Source organism: Nocardioides ochotonae (genome assembly GCF_011420305.2).
Lineage (GTDB): Bacteria > Actinomycetota > Actinomycetes > Propionibacteriales > Nocardioidaceae > Nocardioides > Nocardioides ochotonae.
In genome coordinates this window covers 580309-597586 of record NZ_CP061769.1, presented here as the reverse complement: position 1 = coordinate 597586, position 17278 = coordinate 580309, and the positions used below count along the sequence as shown (strand labels likewise).

At 73.3% G+C, this 17278-nt stretch carries 19 protein-coding genes and 1 riboswitch; of the genes, 2 read left to right on the top strand and 17 right to left on the bottom strand.

What is annotated here, in order from left to right; translation table 11 throughout:
• Positions 1 to 3: 3 nt before the first annotated feature.
• The 12 genes from HBO46_RS02915 to thrC form a co-directional block, all read right to left on the bottom strand.
• On the bottom strand, positions 4 to 390 hold the full coding sequence (locus HBO46_RS02915) for a cupin domain-containing protein (RefSeq protein ID WP_166136991.1): 387 nt from the start codon (positions 388 to 390) through the stop codon (positions 4 to 6).
• A gap of 31 nt (positions 391 to 421) precedes the next feature.
• A complete protein-coding gene (locus HBO46_RS02910; protein ID WP_166136994.1) occupies positions 422 to 1558 on the bottom strand; it encodes an XdhC family protein in 1137 nt (378 codons plus the stop codon).
• Entirely contained in the window at positions 1551 to 2699 is a 1149-nt protein-coding gene (locus HBO46_RS02905; RefSeq protein ID WP_166136997.1) for a vWA domain-containing protein, read from the bottom strand. Before HBO46_RS02905 ends, HBO46_RS02910 begins: the two co-directional genes overlap by 8 nt.
• A complete protein-coding gene (locus tag HBO46_RS02900; protein ID WP_166137001.1) occupies positions 2696 to 3571 on the bottom strand; it encodes an AAA family ATPase in 876 nt (291 codons plus the stop codon). Before HBO46_RS02900 ends, HBO46_RS02905 begins: the two co-directional genes overlap by 4 nt.
• A gap of 84 nt (positions 3572 to 3655) precedes the next feature.
• Positions 3656 to 4222: a nucleotidyltransferase family protein gene (locus HBO46_RS02895; RefSeq protein WP_166137004.1), complete on the bottom strand. Its 567-nt coding sequence runs from the start codon at positions 4220 to 4222 to the stop codon at positions 3656 to 3658.
• A gap of 10 nt (positions 4223 to 4232) precedes the next feature.
• Complete coding sequence (locus HBO46_RS02890; protein ID WP_166137006.1) at positions 4233 to 4916, bottom strand: flagellar basal body-associated FliL family protein; 684 nt, start codon at positions 4914 to 4916, stop codon at positions 4233 to 4235.
• The gene (locus tag HBO46_RS02885; RefSeq protein WP_224769350.1) at positions 4913 to 5467 is read right to left on the bottom strand and encodes an RNA polymerase sigma factor; all 555 of its coding nucleotides are present in this window, start codon (positions 5465 to 5467) and stop codon (positions 4913 to 4915) included. The genes HBO46_RS02890 and HBO46_RS02885 overlap by 4 nt, the downstream gene beginning before the upstream one ends.
• 175 nt (positions 5468 to 5642) lie before the next feature.
• A complete protein-coding gene (gene groL / locus HBO46_RS02880; RefSeq protein WP_166137009.1) occupies positions 5643 to 7268 on the bottom strand; it encodes a chaperonin GroEL in 1626 nt (541 codons plus the stop codon).
• A gap of 239 nt (positions 7269 to 7507) precedes the next feature.
• Positions 7508 to 8368, bottom strand: a complete 861-nt coding sequence (locus tag HBO46_RS02875) for an ATP-grasp domain-containing protein (RefSeq protein WP_166137012.1) — start codon at positions 8366 to 8368, stop codon at positions 7508 to 7510.
• Positions 8365 to 8826, bottom strand: coding sequence for an OsmC family protein (locus HBO46_RS02870; RefSeq protein WP_224769349.1), 462 nt, complete (start codon positions 8824 to 8826; stop codon positions 8365 to 8367). The genes HBO46_RS02875 and HBO46_RS02870 overlap by 4 nt, the downstream gene beginning before the upstream one ends.
• Positions 8827 to 8862: 36 nt before the next feature.
• The gene (locus tag HBO46_RS02865) at positions 8863 to 9141 is read right to left on the bottom strand and encodes a MoaD/ThiS family protein (protein WP_166137015.1); all 279 of its coding nucleotides are present in this window, start codon (positions 9139 to 9141) and stop codon (positions 8863 to 8865) included.
• A gap of 34 nt (positions 9142 to 9175) precedes the next feature.
• Positions 9176 to 10462, bottom strand: coding sequence for a threonine synthase (thrC, locus tag HBO46_RS02860; protein ID WP_166137018.1), 1287 nt, complete (start codon positions 10460 to 10462; stop codon positions 9176 to 9178).
• A gap of 11 nt (positions 10463 to 10473) precedes the next feature.
• Positions 10474 to 10614, bottom strand: a riboswitch (SAM riboswitch).
• A gap of 218 nt (positions 10615 to 10832) precedes the next feature.
• Here thrC and HBO46_RS02855 point away from each other — a divergent pair.
• Complete coding sequence (locus tag HBO46_RS02855) at positions 10833 to 12134, top strand: HNH endonuclease signature motif containing protein (protein ID WP_166137021.1); 1302 nt, start codon at positions 10833 to 10835, stop codon at positions 12132 to 12134.
• A gap of 156 nt (positions 12135 to 12290) precedes the next feature.
• Here the strand turns inward: HBO46_RS02855 and otsB are convergent, their stop codons facing one another.
• The 3 genes from otsB to HBO46_RS02840 form a co-directional block, all read right to left on the bottom strand.
• Positions 12291 to 13148, bottom strand: coding sequence for a trehalose-phosphatase (gene otsB / locus HBO46_RS02850; RefSeq protein WP_166137024.1), 858 nt, complete (start codon positions 13146 to 13148; stop codon positions 12291 to 12293).
• 72 nt (positions 13149 to 13220) lie between these two features.
• The gene (locus HBO46_RS02845; RefSeq protein ID WP_224769348.1) at positions 13221 to 13721 is read right to left on the bottom strand and encodes a LytR C-terminal domain-containing protein; all 501 of its coding nucleotides are present in this window, start codon (positions 13719 to 13721) and stop codon (positions 13221 to 13223) included.
• Positions 13722 to 13725: 4 nt separating this feature from the next.
• Entirely contained in the window at positions 13726 to 14022 is a 297-nt protein-coding gene (locus HBO46_RS02840) for a DUF3263 domain-containing protein (RefSeq protein ID WP_166137027.1), read from the bottom strand.
• Positions 14023 to 14178: 156 nt separating this feature from the next.
• Here HBO46_RS02840 and HBO46_RS02835 point away from each other — a divergent pair, with 156 nt between their 5' ends.
• Positions 14179 to 15201 (top strand): Gfo/Idh/MocA family protein, encoded by a 1023-nt coding sequence (locus HBO46_RS02835; protein WP_166137030.1) that lies wholly within the window; start codon positions 14179 to 14181, stop codon positions 15199 to 15201.
• Here the strand turns inward: HBO46_RS02835 and HBO46_RS02830 are convergent.
• Positions 15180 to 15827: a response regulator gene (locus HBO46_RS02830; RefSeq protein WP_166137033.1), complete on the bottom strand. Its 648-nt coding sequence runs from the start codon at positions 15825 to 15827 to the stop codon at positions 15180 to 15182. The two genes, HBO46_RS02835 and HBO46_RS02830, sit on opposite strands and share 22 nt — an antisense overlap.
• Entirely contained in the window at positions 15824 to 17119 is a 1296-nt protein-coding gene (locus HBO46_RS02825) for a sensor histidine kinase (RefSeq protein WP_166137036.1), read from the bottom strand. The genes HBO46_RS02830 and HBO46_RS02825 overlap by 4 nt, the downstream gene beginning before the upstream one ends.
• Positions 17120 to 17278 lie beyond the last annotated feature (159 nt).

Sequence of the window (17278 nt, the reverse complement as noted above, 5' to 3'; positions counted from 1 at the left end):
CGCTCAGCCTGCCTCGGTCGTCCCGGCAGCGGGTGTGGCGCCGGTGGCCCGGGTCGCGTCGGTGGCGACCGTCAGCAGCACCGCGGCGTCCTCGAGGGCGGTCAGGTCGTGGCGCGCCTGCGGGATCACCACCAGCTCACCGGCGGCGGCCTCCCAGGACTCCTCGGCGTCGACGGTGTGCAGGCGCACCCGGCCCCGCAGCACCAGCAGCGTGGCCTCGCCGGGCGCCACGTGCTCCCCCAGCGCACGGCCCTCGGCCAGCGCGATCAGCGTCTGGCGCAGGTCGTGCTCCTGGCCGCCGAAGACCGTCGCCGCGCTGCGCCCGCTGGAGGCCTCCCGGGCGATGGCGAGCTGGCTCTCGGCCAGGTCGGTCAGGGACGTCGCGTGCATGGCACTCCTCGCTCCTCCACCCGCAGGCAGGTCAGACGATCTCAGGCTCGTGCGCGTGGATGCGCCCCTGGGTGGTACCCAGCGGCTCCCCCGACCCGCCCCAGCGCCCGGCGATGATCTCCGCGGCGATGCTGATCGCGGTCTCCTCCGGGGTCCGGGCGCCCAGGTCGAGCCCGATCGGGCTGCGCAGCCGGGCCAGCTCGTGCTCGCCCACCCCGGCCTCGCGCAACCGCGCCAGCCGGTCCTCGTGGGTGCGCCGCGAGCCCATCGCCCCGACGTAGGCCACGTCGGGCAGGCGCAGCGCCACCTCCAGGAGCGGTACGTCGAACTTCGGGTCGTGGGTGAGCACGGTGAGCACCGTGCGGCGGTCCACCCGGCCGGCCTCGACCTCGGCGGCCAGGTAGCGGTGGGGCCAGTCGACGACCACCTCGTCGGCCTCGGGGAACCGGCTGGCGGTGGCGAAGACGGGGCGGGCGTCGCACACGGTGACGTGGTAGCCCAGGAAGCTGCCCACCCGGGCCACGGCGGCGGCGAAGTCGATGGCGCCGAAGACCAGCATCCGCGGCTTGGGCGCGAAGGCCCACACGAAGACCCGCATCCCCTCGCCGCGACGCTCCCCGTCCGGACCGTAGGAGAGCGTCGCGCTGTGTCCGGCCGCCAGCAGCCCGAGCGCGTCGTCGTGGATCGCGTCGTCGGCGCGCGGGGATCCGAGGCCGGAGGTCGGCGCCACGTCCGGACGCACCACCAACCGCCGCCCGACCCAAGCGGGGTCGGGGTGCTCGATCACGGTCGCCAGCGCCACCGGGCGCCCGGCGTCGATGTCGGCGGCGATCTCCTCGAGCTCGGGGAAGGTCTCGCGGCTCACCTTCTCGACGTAGACGTCGAGGATGCCGCCGCAGGTCAGCCCGACGGCGAACGCGTCGTCGTCGGAGACGCCGTAGCGCTCCAGGACCGGTGCGCCGGAGGCCACGACCGACTCGGCGAGCTCGTAGACCGCGCCCTCGACGCAGCCGCCGGACACAGAGCCAACCGCGGAGCCGTCCGGGCCGACCAGCATCGAGGCGCCCGGGGGCCTCGGCGCGGAGCGGAAGGTCGCCACCACGGTGCCGACCCCGACGCTCTCGCCCGCGCGCCACCACTCGAGCAGCTGCGGCAGGACCTCACGCACGCGCGATCACCTCCATGAGTCGGGCGTAGGTCGCCAGGGAGTGCCCGGCGACGAAGTCGTCGACGTACGGCAGTACGGCCAGGATGCCCTGCTGCACGGGCTCGTAGCCCTCCTTGCCGCGGTGCGGGTTGACCCACACCAGCCGGTGCGCGATCCGCTGCAGCCGGGCCACCTGCTCGGCGAGCAGCGTGGTGTCGCCGCGCTCCCAGCCGTCGCTGAAGATCACCACGACCGCTCCGCGCGCCATCCCGCGCTGGCCCCAGCGATCCGAGAAGACCTGGAGGGTCTCCCCCAGCCGGGTGCCGCCGGACCAGTCCGGCACGGCCGCCCCCGCCGCGACCAGCGCGCGCTCGGGGTCGCGGGCGCCGAGGGCACGGGTCAGGTGGGTCAGCCGGGTGCCGAGGGTGAAGGTCTCCACGCCCGGCACCGCGCTGGTCATCCGGTGCGCGAGGCGCAGCAGCGGGTCGGCGTACCCGCTCATCGAGCCGGAGACGTCGACGAGCAGCACCACCCGTCGCGGGCGCACGCCCCGGCGGCGCCAACGGATCTCGGCCGGCTCGCCCATCCGGCGCAGGCTGGCGCGCAGCGTCGCGGAGGCGTCGACGCGCCCCCGCGGTCCGGCGACGCGACGCGGCGTACGCCGCAGCGGCGCGCGGACCGGCAGGCTCGCGAACATCGCGGCCAGGCGCTGGCGCTCCGCGGGGCTCATCGTCGCGACGTCGCGGTGGCGCAGCACCTCGGTCTCGCTCGCCGCGGCCCGCAGCAGGTCGTCCTCCTCGCCTCCACCGGAGCCGTCCGCGTCGGTCGTGGGCAGGTCGGAGTAGGTGGTGGTGGTCGGCGGCGTGGGTCGCGCCCGCGGCAGCTCGTGCGGGGAGCCGAACCAGGCCTCGAAGACCTGGTCGTGGCGCAGCAGGTCGTCGGGCGAGGCGCACAGCGTCGCCCGCCCCGCGGCGTACGTCGCGCGCCGGTCGCCGGCACCGACCAGCGCGACCGCGGCGAGGTAGCCCTGGGCCCGGTCCTGGGTGACCACGACGCCGGCGGCGCGCAGTGCCCAGGTGAAGCCGAGCAGCACCTCGTCGGCTCCACGGACGCTCCCGCCGATGCCTTCGTCAGTGCCTTCGGCGGCGAGGGCGCTGCTCACGGCCGCAGCATCCGGTCGAGCGCGTGGCGGACCCGCTCGGCGTCCTCGCGGTACTTCACCAGCGCACCGAGGGTGGCGCTCGCCGTGGCGAGGTCGAGCTCGGTGGTCCCGAGGTGGTGCAGGGCGCGGGCCCAGTCGAGCGTCTCCGCGACGCCGGGCGGCTTCTGCAGCCCGCCCTCGGCGCGCAGCTGCTGGGTCACCGCGACCACCTGCTCGGTGAGCGCGGCGGAGACCTCCGGGGCGCGCGAGCGCACGATCGCCATCTCGCGCGCCGGCCCCGGGTGGTCGATCCAGTGGTAGAGGCAGCGCCGCTTGAGCGCGTCGTGCAGCTCGCGGGTGCGGTTGGAGGTCAGCACGACCACCGGCGGGGTGCTGGCCCGCACGGTCCCGAGCTCGGGGATGGTGACCTGGTAGGTCGAGAGCACCTCGAGCAGGAACGCCTCGAACTCGTCGTCGGCGCGGTCCACCTCGTCGACCAGGAGCACCGCGGGCGCCTGCTGGAGCGCGGCGAGCACCGGGCGCGCGAGCAGGAACCGCTCGTCGTACAGGCTCTTCTCGGCCTCGGCCACGTCGCTGGTGCCGCCGGCGGCCTCGAGGGCGCGCAGGTGCAGGATCTGGCGCGGGAAGTCCCAGTCGTAGAGCGCCTGGGTGGCGTCGATGCCCTCGTAGCACTGCAGCCGCACCAGCGGCAGCTCCAGGCTCTCCGCGATCGCCTCCGCGAGCGCGGTCTTGCCGGTGCCGGGCTCGCCCTCGAGCAGCAGCGGGCGCTGCATCCGCAGCGCCAGGTAGGTCACCGTCGCCAGTCCCTCGTCGCTGAGATAGCCCGTCTCCTCGAGGCGGGCGGCGATCTCAGCGGCAGAGGTCGGCTCCATGGCCCAAGGCTACTGACGTCGGCGTTGGTCGGAGGTTGGCAGCACCTCACAACCTCGCGGGTGATTGTTCGGTGACGCGGGCCGCTACTGCGGGCGGTCCACGTCGCGCCCGGTGGCCAGGTCACCGCACTCGACCGCGAGGGCGTCGTGCCCGGCGAGGTAGCCGCGCGCGCCGGCGTCCCCGCTCGCCTCGGCCAGCACGCCGGCCCAGTGCCCGCGACCGATCAGCACCGGGTGCCCCGGCCGGCCGTCGTACGCCGCGCGCGCGAGCGCGTCGGTGGCCGCGTCGGCGCCGGCGGCGGCCACCCGGCGGACGACCTCCGGGGTGAGGTCGGGCAGGTCGACCAGGCTCACCAGCGCGGCCTCGGCCGGCCCCGGCTCGAGGGCCAGCAGGCCCGCGCGCAGCGAAGCGGCCATCCCTGCGGCCCAGTCCGGCGCCTCCACGATCTCGACGGCCGTGGCGGCGAGCAGCTCGCGCGCCTCCGCGGCGCCCGCACCAAGGACGACCGTGACCTCCGCGCAGCCGCCGGCGTGCAGCAGGTCGACCGCCCGCACCACCCAGGGCTCGCCGTCGAGGTGGCGCACGAGCGCCTTCGGCATCCCCATCCGCCGTCCGGCCCCGGCGGCGAGCAGCAGGCCGTGGACCCTCACCGCAGCGGCCTCACGCGTCGAAGGCCTCGACGTACAGCTCCAGGAGCTCCGGGGTCGCCGGTCCGCTCAAGCCGCACAGGCTCACCCGGCCGTCGGTGGCCGAGACGAGGTAGTTCTCGCCCTCCTCGAACGGGACCGCCTGGAGCAGCCCGGTCAGCTCCTGCGGGGGCACCTGCACCTCGACGAGCTCGGACGCCTCGCCGGCGTAGAACAGGCTCGGCACGAGCACCACGACGTCCTCGGCGACCTCCTGCACGGTCCCCTGGAAGGCGACCTGCTGCTGGGCGAGCAACGCGGCGGTGGGCACGCCGCAGCGGGCGTCGGCCGGGGGCGCGGCCGCGGTGAGCGTGGTGACCGGGGCGGTCTCGTCGGTGGGCTCGATGCTCTCCTGCGCCGCCGGGACGGCAGGCTCACCCTCGTCGTTGGTCAGCATGAGCGCCCCGGCGCCACCGATGACGACGAGCGCGGCTGCGGCCACCAGCCAGGTCAGGGTGCTGCGGTTGCGGGTGCCGTCCTGGCGGGTCTCGGTCGTGGGGTCGTCGCTCATCGTGATCTCCAGGAGTCGGGCCACCCCGGCGGGGTCGGCCGGTGGGAGGGAGGCAGCGGGGTCGGCGCCGCGGAGGCGGGCGCGCAGGCGCTCCTGCTCGCGCTGGTCGTCGCTCTCGGGCGAGCGGTCCTCGGTGCGGTCGTTCATCGCTTCCTCCCCTCTCTCGACTCCTCATGTCCGGCACGGCCGTCGGTCTTTCCGGCCTCTTCCAGCTCTTCCAGCTCCTCGCGCAGCCGCTGCCGGGCTCGGTGCAGCCGGATGGAGGCGGCGTTGGCGCTGATCCCCAGCACCTGGGCGATCTCGGAGGCGCCCAGCTGCTCCCACGCCCACAGCCGCAGCAGCTCGGCGTCGTCGGTGCGCAGCGCCGCGAGCGCGCGCCCCACCGGGTCGTCGTCGGTGTCGCCGGGTCCGGGGCTGCTGGACGCCGGCGGGTCGAGGACCGCCACCTTGGCCGCCACCCGCCGCTGCCGCCGGCTGGTGCGCTCGGCGTTGGCCAGGCAGTGGCGCGCGACGCCGTACGCCCACGGAAGCGGGTCCTCGGGCAGCTGCTCCAGGCGCCGCCAGCACACCAGCAGGGTGTCGGCCAGCACGTCGTCGGCGGTGGCCGGGTCGGTACGCCGGGCCAGGAAGCGCCGCAACGGGTCGATCATCGGCGGCACCGCCTGCTCGAACCGTCTGCGCCGTCCTGCCTCGTCCACGCCCTCACCCTCACACAGCCCCGCAGGCGTCCCCGGGCCGCCCGTCCACCTCGTGGTACCCGCCTGCCGGGGGGCTACCGCCCGAGGCGCCACCAGTCACGCCGACTCGGCGGGAAATGCAACGAGGCCCCCGCCGCAGCGGGGGCCTCGTCGTTGGTGCGGGGTGGGGCTGGACTCAGAAGTCCATGCCGCCCATGCCACCGGACGGGTCGGGCATGGCCCCGGCCTTCTCCGGCTTGTCGGCCACGACGACCTCGGTGGTGAGGAACAGCGCGGCGATCGACGCGGCGTTCTGCAGCGCCGAGCGGGTCACCTTGGCGGGGTCGATGATGCCGGCAGCCAGCATGTCGACGTACTCGCCGGTGGCCGCGTTGAGGCCGTGACCGGCCTGCAGGTGGCGGACCTTCTCCGCCACGACGCCGCCCTCGAGGCCGGCGTTGATGGCGATCTGCTTGAGCGGGGCCTCGGTCGCGACGCGGACGATGTTCGCGCCGGTGGCCTCGTCGCCCTCGAGCTCGAGCTTGTCGAACGCGGTCGCAGCGGCCTGCACCAGGGCGACGCCACCGCCGGCGACGATGCCCTCCTCGACGGCAGCCTTCGCGTTGCGAACGGCGTCCTCGATGCGGTGCTTGCGCTCCTTGAGCTCGACCTCGGTGGCCGCGCCGACCTTGATGACGGCCACGCCACCGGCCAGCTTGGCGAGGCGCTCCTGGAGCTTCTCGCGGTCGTAGTCGGAGTCCGACTTCTCGATCTCGGCGCGGATCTGGTTGACCCGGCCCTCGATCTGGGCCTGGTCGCCGGCGCCCTCGACGATGGTGGTCTCGTCCTTGGTGATGACGACCTTGCGGGCCTGGCCGAGCAGGGTGACGTCGGTGGTCTCGAGCTTGAGGCCGACCTCCTCGGAGATGACCTGACCACCGGTGAGGATCGCGATGTCCTGCAGCATGGCCTTGCGGCGGTCGCCGAAGCCGGGAGCCTTGACCGCGACGGAGCGGAAGGTGCCCTTGATCTTGTTCACGACCAGGGTCGACAGCGCCTCGCCGTCGACGTCCTCGGCGAGGATGACCAGCGGCTTGCCGGACTGCATGACCTTCTCGAGCAGCGGCAGGAGGTCCTTGACGCTGGAGATCTTCGAGTTGGCGATGAGGATGTAGGGGTCCTCGAGGACCGTCTCCATGCGCTCGGTGTCGGTGACGAAGTAGGCCGAGATGTAGCCCTTGTCGAACCGCATGCCCTCGGTCAGCTCGAGGTCGAGGCCGAAGGTGTTCGACTCCTCGACGGTGATGACACCTTCCTTGCCGACCTTGTCCATCGCCTCGGCGATGATGCCGCCGACGGTGGTGTCAGCAGCGGAGATCGAGGCGGTGGAGGCGATCTCCTCCTTGGTCTCGATGTCCTTGGCCATCGCGAGCAGCTGGGTGGAGACAGCCTCGACGGCCGCCTCGATGCCGCGCTTGAGGCCCATCGGGTTCGCACCCGCGGCCACGTTGCGCAGACCCTCGCGGACCATCGCCTGAGCGAGGACGGTCGCGGTGGTGGTGCCGTCGCCCGCGACGTCGTCGGTCTTCTTGGCGACCTCCTTGACGAGCTCGGCGCCGATCTTCTCGTAGGGGTCCTCGAGCTCGATCTCCTTGGCGATGCTCACACCATCGTTGGTGATGGTGGGCGCGCCCCACTTCTTCTCGAGAACGACGTTGCGGCCCTTGGGACCGAGGGTGACCTTGACGGCGTCAGCGAGCGTGTTCATGCCACGCTCGAGGCCGCGCCGGGCTTCCTCGTTGAAAGCAATAAGCTTCGGCATAACTCCTGGGATCCTTAACGATTGGAGTTCTGGGGTCCGGGCGATGGGCTGCCCGCGACGGACGGCCTGCGCGACTCGGCGAACCCTTCTCGCCTGCGCGTCGACCTCAGCTGGCATCGAACCGGTGTTGTCACTCTCATCATAAGAGTGCCAGCCCCATGTTTAGCACTCGCCCCATGCGAGTGCAAGGAATCTGCCCGATCCCCGAGCCCTCCGCAACGGGCCGTGTGGGTGCCCGCTCAGCCGAGCTGGCGGGCGACCAGGTCGGCGAAGCGCGTCGCGGTCGCCGGCTCGACGTCGAAGTAGAGGCCGGGCTCGATCAGCTCCAGCTCGCTCAGCACCCACCGGCCCTGCCACTGCATCAGGTCGACGCGCGCGTAGGTGAGGTCGGCACCGGTGAGCCCGGCGGCGGCCCGGACGGCGTCCTCGGCGACGACCGCCTGCTCCTCCCCCAGCGGCACGGCGCGCGAGCGGCCGCCGTACAGCTCGTGGACGCGGATCTCGCCGCCCGCGGTGCCGGCGGTGGACTTGTCCACCTGGCTGACCGCGCCGCCGCCGAGCACGAAGACCGAGACCTCCCCGGACGTGCGCACCGACTCCACCAGCGGCTGGACGACCCAGGGCGCCGCGGTCAGGCCCTCGAGGCGCTCGTCTGCCAGGGACTCCGCCACCACCACGCCGACCCCGCCGGCGCCGGTGCGCGGCTTGATCACCACGCTCCCCCATCGCTCGAGCGCGGCCCCGAGCCCGGCCACGAGCGTGGCGTCGTCGAGCAGCTCGGTCGGGACCGCGGGCACCAGGTCGGCGAGCTCGGTGAGGTAGGCCTTGTCGGCGTTCCAGGCGAAGACCTCGGGGCCGTTGAGCAGCGGCGTCGCGACCGACGTACGACGGGCCCAGGCCAGGAACTCCGGGGCGCGGCGGTGGTAGTCCCAGGTGGAGCGGACCGCCACCAGCCGGGCGCCCGCCCAGTCGACGTCCGGGTCGTCCCAGCACGCCCAGGCCGCGCGGACGCCGCGCTCGGCGAGGGCGTCCACCAGCAGGTCGCCGCCGGGCTCGCCGTCGGGCATCAGGGCGAAGGTCGCGAGCAGCACGTCGGTCATCCGGCGAGGACCACCGGCTCGTGGGTGACCGGGAAGCTCACGGACGCGGCGATGAAGCAGTTCGCGGAGGCCTCGCGGTGGATCTCCGTGGCGAGCGCGACCTGGTCGGGGTCGGTGATGGTGACCTGGGGGCGCAGCACCACCGAGGTGAACCGGCCGCCCTGCCCGACCTGCTCCATGGTGGCGACGGGTGCGTCGGCGTAGGCGGTGACCACGATGCCGTGCTGGACCGCGGAGTGCAGGTAGGACAGCAGGTGGCACTGGCTCAGTGCCCCGAGCAGGAGCTCCTCGGGGTTCCAGCGCGAGCCGTCGCCGCGGAACGGGACGTCGGCGGAGCCGGCCAGGTCCGGCTTGCCGTCGGCACGGAGCAGGACGTCGCGGTCGTAGTCGCGGTAGCCGCTCGTGCCCGAGCCGCGGTTGCCCTGCCAGGTCAGGTCGAGGCGGTAGTGGTGCTCCACGCCGCCCAGCCTAGGGCCGGGCGACGCGTCGATGGCTCAGCAGCCGCCGGCGACCGCGGGGATGACCGAGACCTGAGCGCCGTCCGGGGTCGGGGTCGCCAGGTCCTCGAGGAAGCGGACGTCCTCGTTGCCGACGTAGACGTTGACGAAGCGGCGCAGCGCGCCGTTGTCGTCGAGGATGCGCCCCTTGATGCCGGCGAAGTTGGCCTCGAGGTCGTCGATGACCTCCGCCAGGGTCGCGCCGGTGGCGCTCACCTCGGACTCGCCGCCGGTGTAGGTGCGCAGGATGGTCGGGATCCGGACGGAAACGCTCACGGGGTGCTCCTGGAGTGCGAGTGCGGGGAGGGGATCAGACGATGCCGGAGTCGCGGAACGCGGCGTAGTTCGGCTCGATCGTCGCGCGGGCGCCGACCACGTCGGCCACCGCGTCGAGGGTCTTCAGGCCGTGGCCGGTGTTGATGACGACCGTCTCCAGGCTGGTGTCGAGCTGGCCGGTCTCGACGAGCTTCTTCAGCACGCCGACCGTGGTGCCGCCGGCGGTCTCGGTGAACACACCCTCGGTGCGGGCGAGCAGCACGATCGCGTCGCGCACCTCGTCGTCGGTGATGTCCTCGACCGCTCCCCCGGTCTGGCGGCACACGTCGAGGACGTAGATGCCGTCGGCGGGGTTGCCGATCGCGAGGCTCTTGGCGATGGTGTCCGGCTTGACCGGGCGGATCGCGTCGACGCCGGCCTTGTAGGCGACCGAGACCGGCGAGCAGCCGGTGGCCTGGGCGCCGTACACCTTGTAGGGCTTGTCCTCGACGAGGCCGAGCTCGATCAGCTCCTGGAAGGCCTTGTGCACCTTGGTCAGCTGCGAGCCGGACGCGACCGGGATGACGATCTGGTCGGGCAGGCGCCAGCCGAGCTGCTCGGCGATCTCGTAGCCGAGGGTCTTGGAGCCCTCGGCGTAGTACGGGCGGACGTTGACGTTGACGAACGCCCAGCCGTCCTCCTCGCCCGCGATCTCGCTGGCGAGCTTGTTGACGTCGTCGTAGTTGCCGTTCACGGCGACCAGCGAGTCGGTGTAGATCGCGGAGTTGATCTGCTTGGGCTTCTCGAGGTTGCTGGGGATGAAGACGACCGTCTTGATCCCGGCACGGGCGCCGGCCGCGGCGACCGCGTTGGCCAGGTTGCCGGTCGAGGGGCAGGCGAAGACCTTGCTGCCGAACTCGCGGGCCGCGCTCAGGGCGCAGGCGACGACGCGGTCCTTGAAGGAGTTGGTGGGGTTGGTGCTGTCGTCCTTGACCCACAGGTTGTCGATGCCGAGGGCGCGGCCGAGGTTGTCGGCCTTGAGTAGCCGGGTGAAGCCGGGCTCCATGTTGGGGCTGGACTCGATGTCGCTCGGCACCGGGAGGAGCGCCTTGTAGCGCCAGATGTTGGCCGGACCGGCCTCGATCTCCTCGCGGGTGACGGCCGGGAAGTCGTAGGCGATCTCCAGGGGGCCGAAGCACTCCGGACACGCGTAGTGGGGCCCGAGGGCGACCTGGTGGCCGCACTCACGACAGCTCAGCCCGGTGGCGTGGCCGAACGCGCCGTCGCGCAGCTCGTGGGCCGGGGTGGCGACCTGGGTCGACTCGGAAACAACGGCGCTCATGAAGGACCTCCTTCTCATCTTCTCCGGCTGCGACCATCGCGCCGGACGGAATTGGCACCGTTTCCACGATCCGATCCCTGGCGGGAGGCGGAGGCTCGTGGCGGTTGCCGGGACTTCTTCGGGCCGTATCCCTCAGTCCCTCTTGATGAGCAAGGCTCACCTTACGGGCACCGTTTCGAGTGGTGGTCATCGGTCCCGGGATGTGGACTAGCGCGGCCCGGCGAGGCGTGTCAGGCGGTCGCGGAACGGCCAACAGGCCCCCGAAAAGCGCTCAGCCGACCTTCGCGGCCGTGCCGCCGCAGCAGAAGTCTTTACCTTGCAGTTCCATCGCGCCCCTTCATCTCGAACGTGCGTTCGAGTAAGATAAGGCATGGCCGACCACGAGCTCCCCGACTGCGACACCCCAGCCGCCGTGCTGGCGTTCGCGCAGGAGCAGCGGGCCGCGGTGCAGCGGGGCGAGGTGCTGATCCTGGAGGCCGCCCTGGTGTGGGCGGCGATGCACCCGGAGGAGACGGTCGCCGAGGCAACGCCGACGACCGGACTGGTCTTCGGTGAGCTCGCCGTGCCGCTGGCGGGTGAAGGTACGCCGCTGGTGGCGGAGTTCGCCCCGATGGAGTTCGGAGCCGCGCTCGGCATGTCCACCGATGCGGCCCGGGGCCTCGTCGGTGATGCGCTGGAGTTGGCGCACCGGCTGCCGCGGATCTTCAAGCGCGTCCGCGCAGGCGAGGTGCCGGCTTGGAAGGGCCGCCGGATCGCGCAGCTCACCACCACGCTGCCGCTGACCGGTGCCGAGTTCGTGGACCGCCAACTAGCCGCAGGCGTGGACAAGGTCGGGTGGGCGGCGATCGGGCGGCTCGTCGACCGGGCCCGGGTGACATTCGACCCCGAAGGTGCCGAGAAGGACCGCCGCGAGGCCGCCGCCGGGCGACGCTTCGACGTCCACACCCGCGAGGCAAACCACGACGGCACCGTCCACGTGGAAGGGGTCCTCGACCTCGCCGACGCAATGGACCTGGAAACTGCGATCCGCCACGGAGCCGAGGAGCTGGCGGTGCTCGGGTCCGCCGAGTCGTTGGACGTGCGTCGTTCGATGGCCGCCGGCGAGCTCGCCCGGCGACAGCTGGCCTTCGACCTCCGCGCCGAAGCAGGTGACGGCGCCGCGTCGGTGGTGAAGCCCCGCCAGGTCGTCATCCACGTCCACCTCTCCCACGCCGCGATCAGCCGCGACGAAGCCGGCTTCGCGCAGATCGAAGAGACCCGGTCCGTCGTCTCCACCGCGCAGGTCCGCGACTGGTGCAGCGGCGACGCGCAGGTGGTGATCAAGCCGGTCATCGACCTCGAGTCCCACCACGACACCGACGCCTACGCCGTCCCCGACCGCCTCGCCGAACAGACCCGGATGGTCCAACCGGTGTGCGCGTTCCCGTGGTGCGAGAGACCCGCGAGGCACTGCGACACCGACCACGTCACCGCCCACGGCGACGACGGCCCGACGTGCTCGTGCAATCTCGCACCGTTGTGTCGCCGCCATCACCGGGCCAAGACCCACACGGCGTGGACCTACGACACCACTGACGCGGCGACGTACCTCTGGCGCTCGCCCCACGGGCTGCACCTGGTGAAGCGGTGCGGCGAGACCAGGCTCGTCACCGCCCACCCGCCCGACGAGTAGATCCACCGCCCCGGACCCCGCCAGCACTCCGCTCGCGGGGTCGGTCCCCTGTCCGCGCCGACGGTGTCGACAAGCTCGGCCGACGGCAACGCCCGGCCGACGGGGTTGCGGTCGACGGGGCGACTGGCGACGGACCGAGCAGACGAGCGCGAGCGCTCAGGCGTCGACGTGCGCGTGGGCGGCGCGGATGTCGGCGGTGAGCCGGCGCAGCAGCTCCACGACCCCCTCGGGGCCGTGGACGACGATGTCGGCGCGCGCCATCAGCGCGCTCTCCTCCTCGGAGGCAGAGCAGACCAGCAGGGTGGGCATCCCGGCGTCGGCCAGCGCGCACACCGCGTCGAAGGCCTCGAGGTCGCCGAGGTCGTCGCCGGCGAACAGGAAGGCGCCCGCGCCGACCTCCTCCACCAGGGTCTCGACGGCCTTGCCCTTGTCCATCCCGGGGGCGCGGACCTCGATGACGTGGCGGCCGGGCTCGACGCCGAGCCCGTTGCGGGCGGCGAGGTCGCGCAGCACGGGCAGCAGCCGGGCGAACGCCGCCTCGGCGTCGGGAAGGCGTCGGGTGTGGACGGCGTGCGCCAGCCCCTTGTCCTCGACCCAGGCGTCCTGGGTGCCGGTCTCGCGCAGCGCGCGCGGCAGGTCGCGCAGGAACGCCGCGAGCCCCTGGGGCGGGCGCGGCGAGATGATGCGCCGGCGCGTGGAGCTCCAGCGCTCGTTGCCGTACTGGCCGAAGAGGTAGAGCTCGCGGCCGGTCTCGCCGATCGCGTTGCCGACCTCCTCGAGACCACCGAGGTCGAGGGCCTGGCGCGCCGGGCGACCGGTGACGACGGCGATCGCGGCGACCTCGGCGGCGAGGTCGACCAGCGTCGCGCCGGCCTCCGGGTGGATGTGTGCCTGCTCGGGGTCGTCGACGATGGGAGACAGGGTGCCGTCGAAGTCGCAGGCGACGACCGCGCTGGGCGCGGCTCGCACGAACGCGGCGTACTTCTGCTCCCCCGCGGGCGAGGTGAACTCCATGACCCCCAGCCTCCCACGACCACCCTGCACCGGGGTACGGCGCGGGTCACACCCGGCCGACGAGACCGGGAGCTAGTCGACCGGGCCGGTGAGGATGACGGTCAGCCGGTCGAACTTCATGGGGGCGACGGCTGTCTGCACCCGCTCGATGCCGAGGTCCTTGGCCAGCACCGCCGCGGCGCGCGCCAGGCGGGCCGGGTGGTAGACGGTGGTGGCGGGGATGGTGCCGTACCAGTTGTCGGCGCCGACGACCTGCCAGCCCACGTCGCTGGCGCGCGAGGAGACCTGGCCGGCGAGGCCGGAGATGCCGGAGTTGTTGTAGACCTCGACGTAGACCTTGGCGCGGTCGACGGCCGGCTTCGGCTTCTTCCGCGGCTCGCGGGGCGGCGGCGTCGCGGACGGCTCGGCGGTCGGCGTCGCGGTGGCCTCGGGCTGGGCCACCGGCGTGATGTCGCGCTCGGCCGGCTCATCGGAGCCGGTCGCGACGAAGGCGACGGCCGCCATCACGACCGCGATGATGCTGAGCAGCACCAGCGGGGAGGGGAAGACGCCGCTGCGCTGGAGGCGGGCCACGGCCTCAGACCTCGAAGCCGAGGCGGCGCGCGGAGCGCTGGCGCTGGCGGGCGGCGCGCAGACGGCGCAGGCGGCGCACCAGCAGGGGGTCGGCCTCGAGGGCCTCGGGACGGTCGATCAGTGCGTTGAGCACCTGGTAGTAGCGCGTGGAGCTCATGTCGAACTCCTCGCGGACCGCCGTCTCCTTGGCGCCGGCGTACTTCCACCACTGGCGCTCGAAGGCGAGGATCCGGGTGTCGCGGTCGCTCAGACCGGACGGGGTGTCGTCCGCTGCGTCGTGGAGTGCGTTCGCGGCATCCATGCGATGTCTCCCTGAAGTGCGGCTGAAGTGCGGCTGAGGTGCGAGTCGTGCGAGTGTCGTCGCGCGTGTCCGCGGCCCACTGTAGACGGCGAACCACATCGATGTCATTCAACGCCCCGGCTGGTGTGGCGGGCACGACTTCCCTAGGTTCGCCGGATGACGGCCACCCCCCGACCCGTGCGCTGGGGCATCCTCGCCACCGGCAAGATCGCCCACTCCTTCGCCCGCGACCTGCTGCTGGTGCCCGGAGCCGAGCTGGTCGCGGTCGGCTCACGGCGCCCGGAGTCCGCGCGCGCCTTCGCCGCGGCGTACGACGTGCCGGCGGCGTACGGCTCCTACGCCGAGCTGGTCGCGGACCCGGCCGTCGAGGTCGTGTACGTCGCCAGCCCGCACGCGCTGCACCTGGAGCACGCGCGCCTCGCCTTCGAGGCCGGCAAGCACGTGCTGTGTGAGAAGCCGCTGACGCTCTCGCGTGCCGAGGGCGAGGAGCTGGTGCGGCTGGCGCGCCAGCACGACCGCTTCCTCATGGAGGCCATGTGGACCGCCACCCACCCGGTCGTGCGCCAGCTCGTCGGCGACGTCCACGCCGGACGCTTCGGCACCCCGCGCCAGCTCACCGCCGAGCTCGGCTTCCCCGTCGAGGTGCCGCCGGAGGACCGGATGCTCAACCCCGACCTGGGCGGCGGCGCGCTGCTCGACATGGGCGTCTACCCGCTCACCTTCGCCCACCTGCTGCTCGGTGAGGCCGAACAGCTGCTCGGCGTCGCGACGCTCTCCCCCGCCGGCATCGACCTCGACGTGGCGATCAGCGGGCGCTATCCCGGCGGCGCGGTCGCGACGATGAGCGCCTCGATGACGTCGTGGTCCTCGCGCACCGCGGCCGTGGCCACCGACCTCGGCCGTCTCGTCGTCGAGGACTTCCACCACCCCACCGCTGCGCGGTTCGTGCCGTACGCCGGGGGCGACGGCTCCGCGCTCGGCGAGGAGGTGGTGCTCACCGGCACCGAGCCGGTGATCGGGCGCGGCTACGGCAACGAGGCCGCCGAGGTGGGCCGCTGCGTGCGCGAGGGCCTGCGCGAGAGCCCGCTGGTCCCGCACGCCCAGACCCTGGCCGTCCTCGGCCAGCTCGACGACCTGCGCACCCAGATCGGGGTGGTCTACCCCGACGAGCGCAGGTAGCGCAGCACCGCCGACACCCGGCGGTGGGCCGCGTCGTCGTCGGGGCGCAGCCCGAGCTTGGCGAAGATCCGCTGGGTGTGCTTCTCCACCGCTCCTCCGGTCACCACCATCGCCTCCGCGATCGCGGCGTTGGAGCGCCCCTCGGCCATCAGCGCCAGCACCTCGCGCTCGCGCGGGGTGAGCGCCGCGAGCGGGTCGCGGTGGCGGCCCATCAGCTGGCGCACCACCTGCGGGTCAAGCGCGGTCCCGCCGCCGGCCACCTGGTCCAGGTCGGCCAGGAACGTGTCCAGGTCGCCCACCCGGTCCTTGAGCAGGTAGCCCACCCCGCCCTCGCCGGCGGCGAGCAGCTCGTCGGCGTAGGAGACCTCGACGTACTGCGAGAGGACCAGGACCCGCGCCGCCGGCCAGGCGCGGCGCACCTCGACGGCCGCGCGGAGCCCCTCGTCGGTGTGGGTGGGCGGCATCCGCACGTCCACGATCGCGAGCTCGGGACGGTGCTCGAGCACCGCGTCGACGAACGCCGGCCCGTCGGCGACCGCGGCGACGACCTCGTGCCCGGCCTCCGCGAGCAGCAGCTGGAGCCCCTCGCGCAGCAGGAACGAGTCGTCGGCGACGACGATCCTCATCCGGCCTCCAGCGGGATCCGGGCGGTGACCACGGTCGGCCCGCCGAGGGGTGAGTCCACCTCGAGGCGCCCCTCGGCCGCGGCGACCCGCTGCGCGAGCCCGGCCAGACCGAGGCCCTTGGCGGGGTGCGCGCCGCCGGTGCCGTCGTCCTCGACCCGCACCAGCAGCGTGCTGCCCTCCGGGCGGACCTCGAGGCGGGCGCCGGAGGCCGCGCTGTGCTTGGCGACGTTGGTGAGCGCCTCGCTGGCCACGAAGTAGGCGGTGGTCTCGACGTGCGGGGACAGGGCGGGGTGCGCGGGCACCTGCACCGCGGTCGTCACCGGCACGGCGCTGCGCGCGGCGAGGTCCTCCAGGGCGACCTGCAGGCCGCGGTCGACCAGCAGCGGCGGGGCGATGCCGCGCGAGAGCCGGCGCAGCTCCTCGACGGTCTCGCGGGCCTGCTCGAGCGCGCCGTCGATCGTGGCGGCGACGGCGTCGGGGTCGCGGTCGACCTGGCGCCGGGCGCGACCCAGGTCCATGCTCAGCCGCACCAGGCGCTGCTGCGGACCATCGTGGATGTCGCGCTCGAGCCGGCGCAGCGAGGCCGCCTCGGCGTCCCGCGCGGCCGCCCGGCCATCGGAGGCCCGGCGCACCTCCGCCTGCAGGTCGGCGCGGCTCGACAGCAGCACCCGCGCGGTGCCGGCGTGCAGGAGGGTGACCAGGCGAACGGCGTACGGCAGGGTCAGCGCGGCGAACGCGCCGATCGCGAGGTTGAGCAGGCTCTCCGCGAGCCGTCCGTCGCCCAGGCCGAGCAGCTCGGCGAGTCCGCCGTTGTCCTGGGCGGGCAGGAAGACCTGCCAGGCCCAGTAGGTCAGGCCACCGAGCGCCACCGCCCACCACAGCAGGGTCACGGCGAACGCCAGCGTCGCGGTCACCAGGCCGACCACGCACCACACCACGTCGAGCCAGGACTGCGGGTCGCGCAGCGCGGTCATGCCGCGACGCCAGATGCCCGACCCCTCCGGCGCGCAGTGGTACGCCGGCGTCGCGGCCGGGCGCCCGAGCATCACCCGCTGGCGGTAGCGCTCCAGGCGGGCGAGCCCGCGCGCCACCTGGGTGGCCAGCGCCAGCAGGAGCACCCCGCCGACCAGGATCGAGAGCCCGACGCCGAGGGCCAGGTCGACCACCACGAGCACGAACGCGGGCAGCGCCAGGACGAACGCCGAGAGCGCGTAGCCCGACTCGGCCAGCACCCGACGCACCCCGGCAGGGCGCGGTGTGGGCGGGGTCTCGGCGTTCGTCGGGGTCGTCATCGTCTCTGCTGGGTACACCGTCTGTGTCATGACTCAGACGCTAGAAAGCTCGGGCCTTCGCCACGATCCTGCCAGCACCCGTCTTCGGGGTGGGGCCAGCCCGACCCCGACACGCGACCCCCGAGCCACTCAGCCCGTTGCCCGGGCGCGGACCCCTAG

Excerpts from the sequence above, each read along its gene's own strand:
- HBO46_RS02915 (WP_166136991.1), bottom strand. The coding sequence starts at position 390 with ATGCACGCGACGTCCCTGACCGACCTGGCCGAGAGCCAGCTCGCCATC.
- HBO46_RS02900 (WP_166137001.1), bottom strand. The coding sequence starts at position 3,571 with ATGGAGCCGACCTCTGCCGCTGAGATCGCCGCCCGCCTCGAGGAGACG.
- HBO46_RS02890 (WP_166137006.1), bottom strand. The coding sequence starts at position 4,916 with ATGAACGACCGCACCGAGGACCGCTCGCCCGAGAGCGACGACCAGCGC.
- groL (WP_166137009.1), bottom strand. The coding sequence starts at position 7,268 with ATGCCGAAGCTTATTGCTTTCAACGAGGAAGCCCGGCGCGGCCTCGAG.
- HBO46_RS02875 (WP_166137012.1), bottom strand. The coding sequence starts at position 8,368 with ATGACCGACGTGCTGCTCGCGACCTTCGCCCTGATGCCCGACGGCGAG.
- thrC (WP_166137018.1), bottom strand. The coding sequence starts at position 10,462 with ATGAGCGCCGTTGTTTCCGAGTCGACCCAGGTCGCCACCCCGGCCCAC.
- HBO46_RS02855 (WP_166137021.1), top strand. The coding sequence starts at position 10,833 with ATGGCCGACCACGAGCTCCCCGACTGCGACACCCCAGCCGCCGTGCTG.
- otsB (WP_166137024.1), bottom strand. The coding sequence starts at position 13,148 with ATGGAGTTCACCTCGCCCGCGGGGGAGCAGAAGTACGCCGCGTTCGTG.
- HBO46_RS02840 (WP_166137027.1), bottom strand. The coding sequence starts at position 14,022 with ATGGATGCCGCGAACGCACTCCACGACGCAGCGGACGACACCCCGTCC.
- HBO46_RS02835 (WP_166137030.1), top strand. The coding sequence starts at position 14,179 with ATGACGGCCACCCCCCGACCCGTGCGCTGGGGCATCCTCGCCACCGGC.
- HBO46_RS02830 (WP_166137033.1), bottom strand. The coding sequence starts at position 15,827 with ATGAGGATCGTCGTCGCCGACGACTCGTTCCTGCTGCGCGAGGGGCTC.
- HBO46_RS02825 (WP_166137036.1), bottom strand. The coding sequence starts at position 17,119 with ATGACGACCCCGACGAACGCCGAGACCCCGCCCACACCGCGCCCTGCC.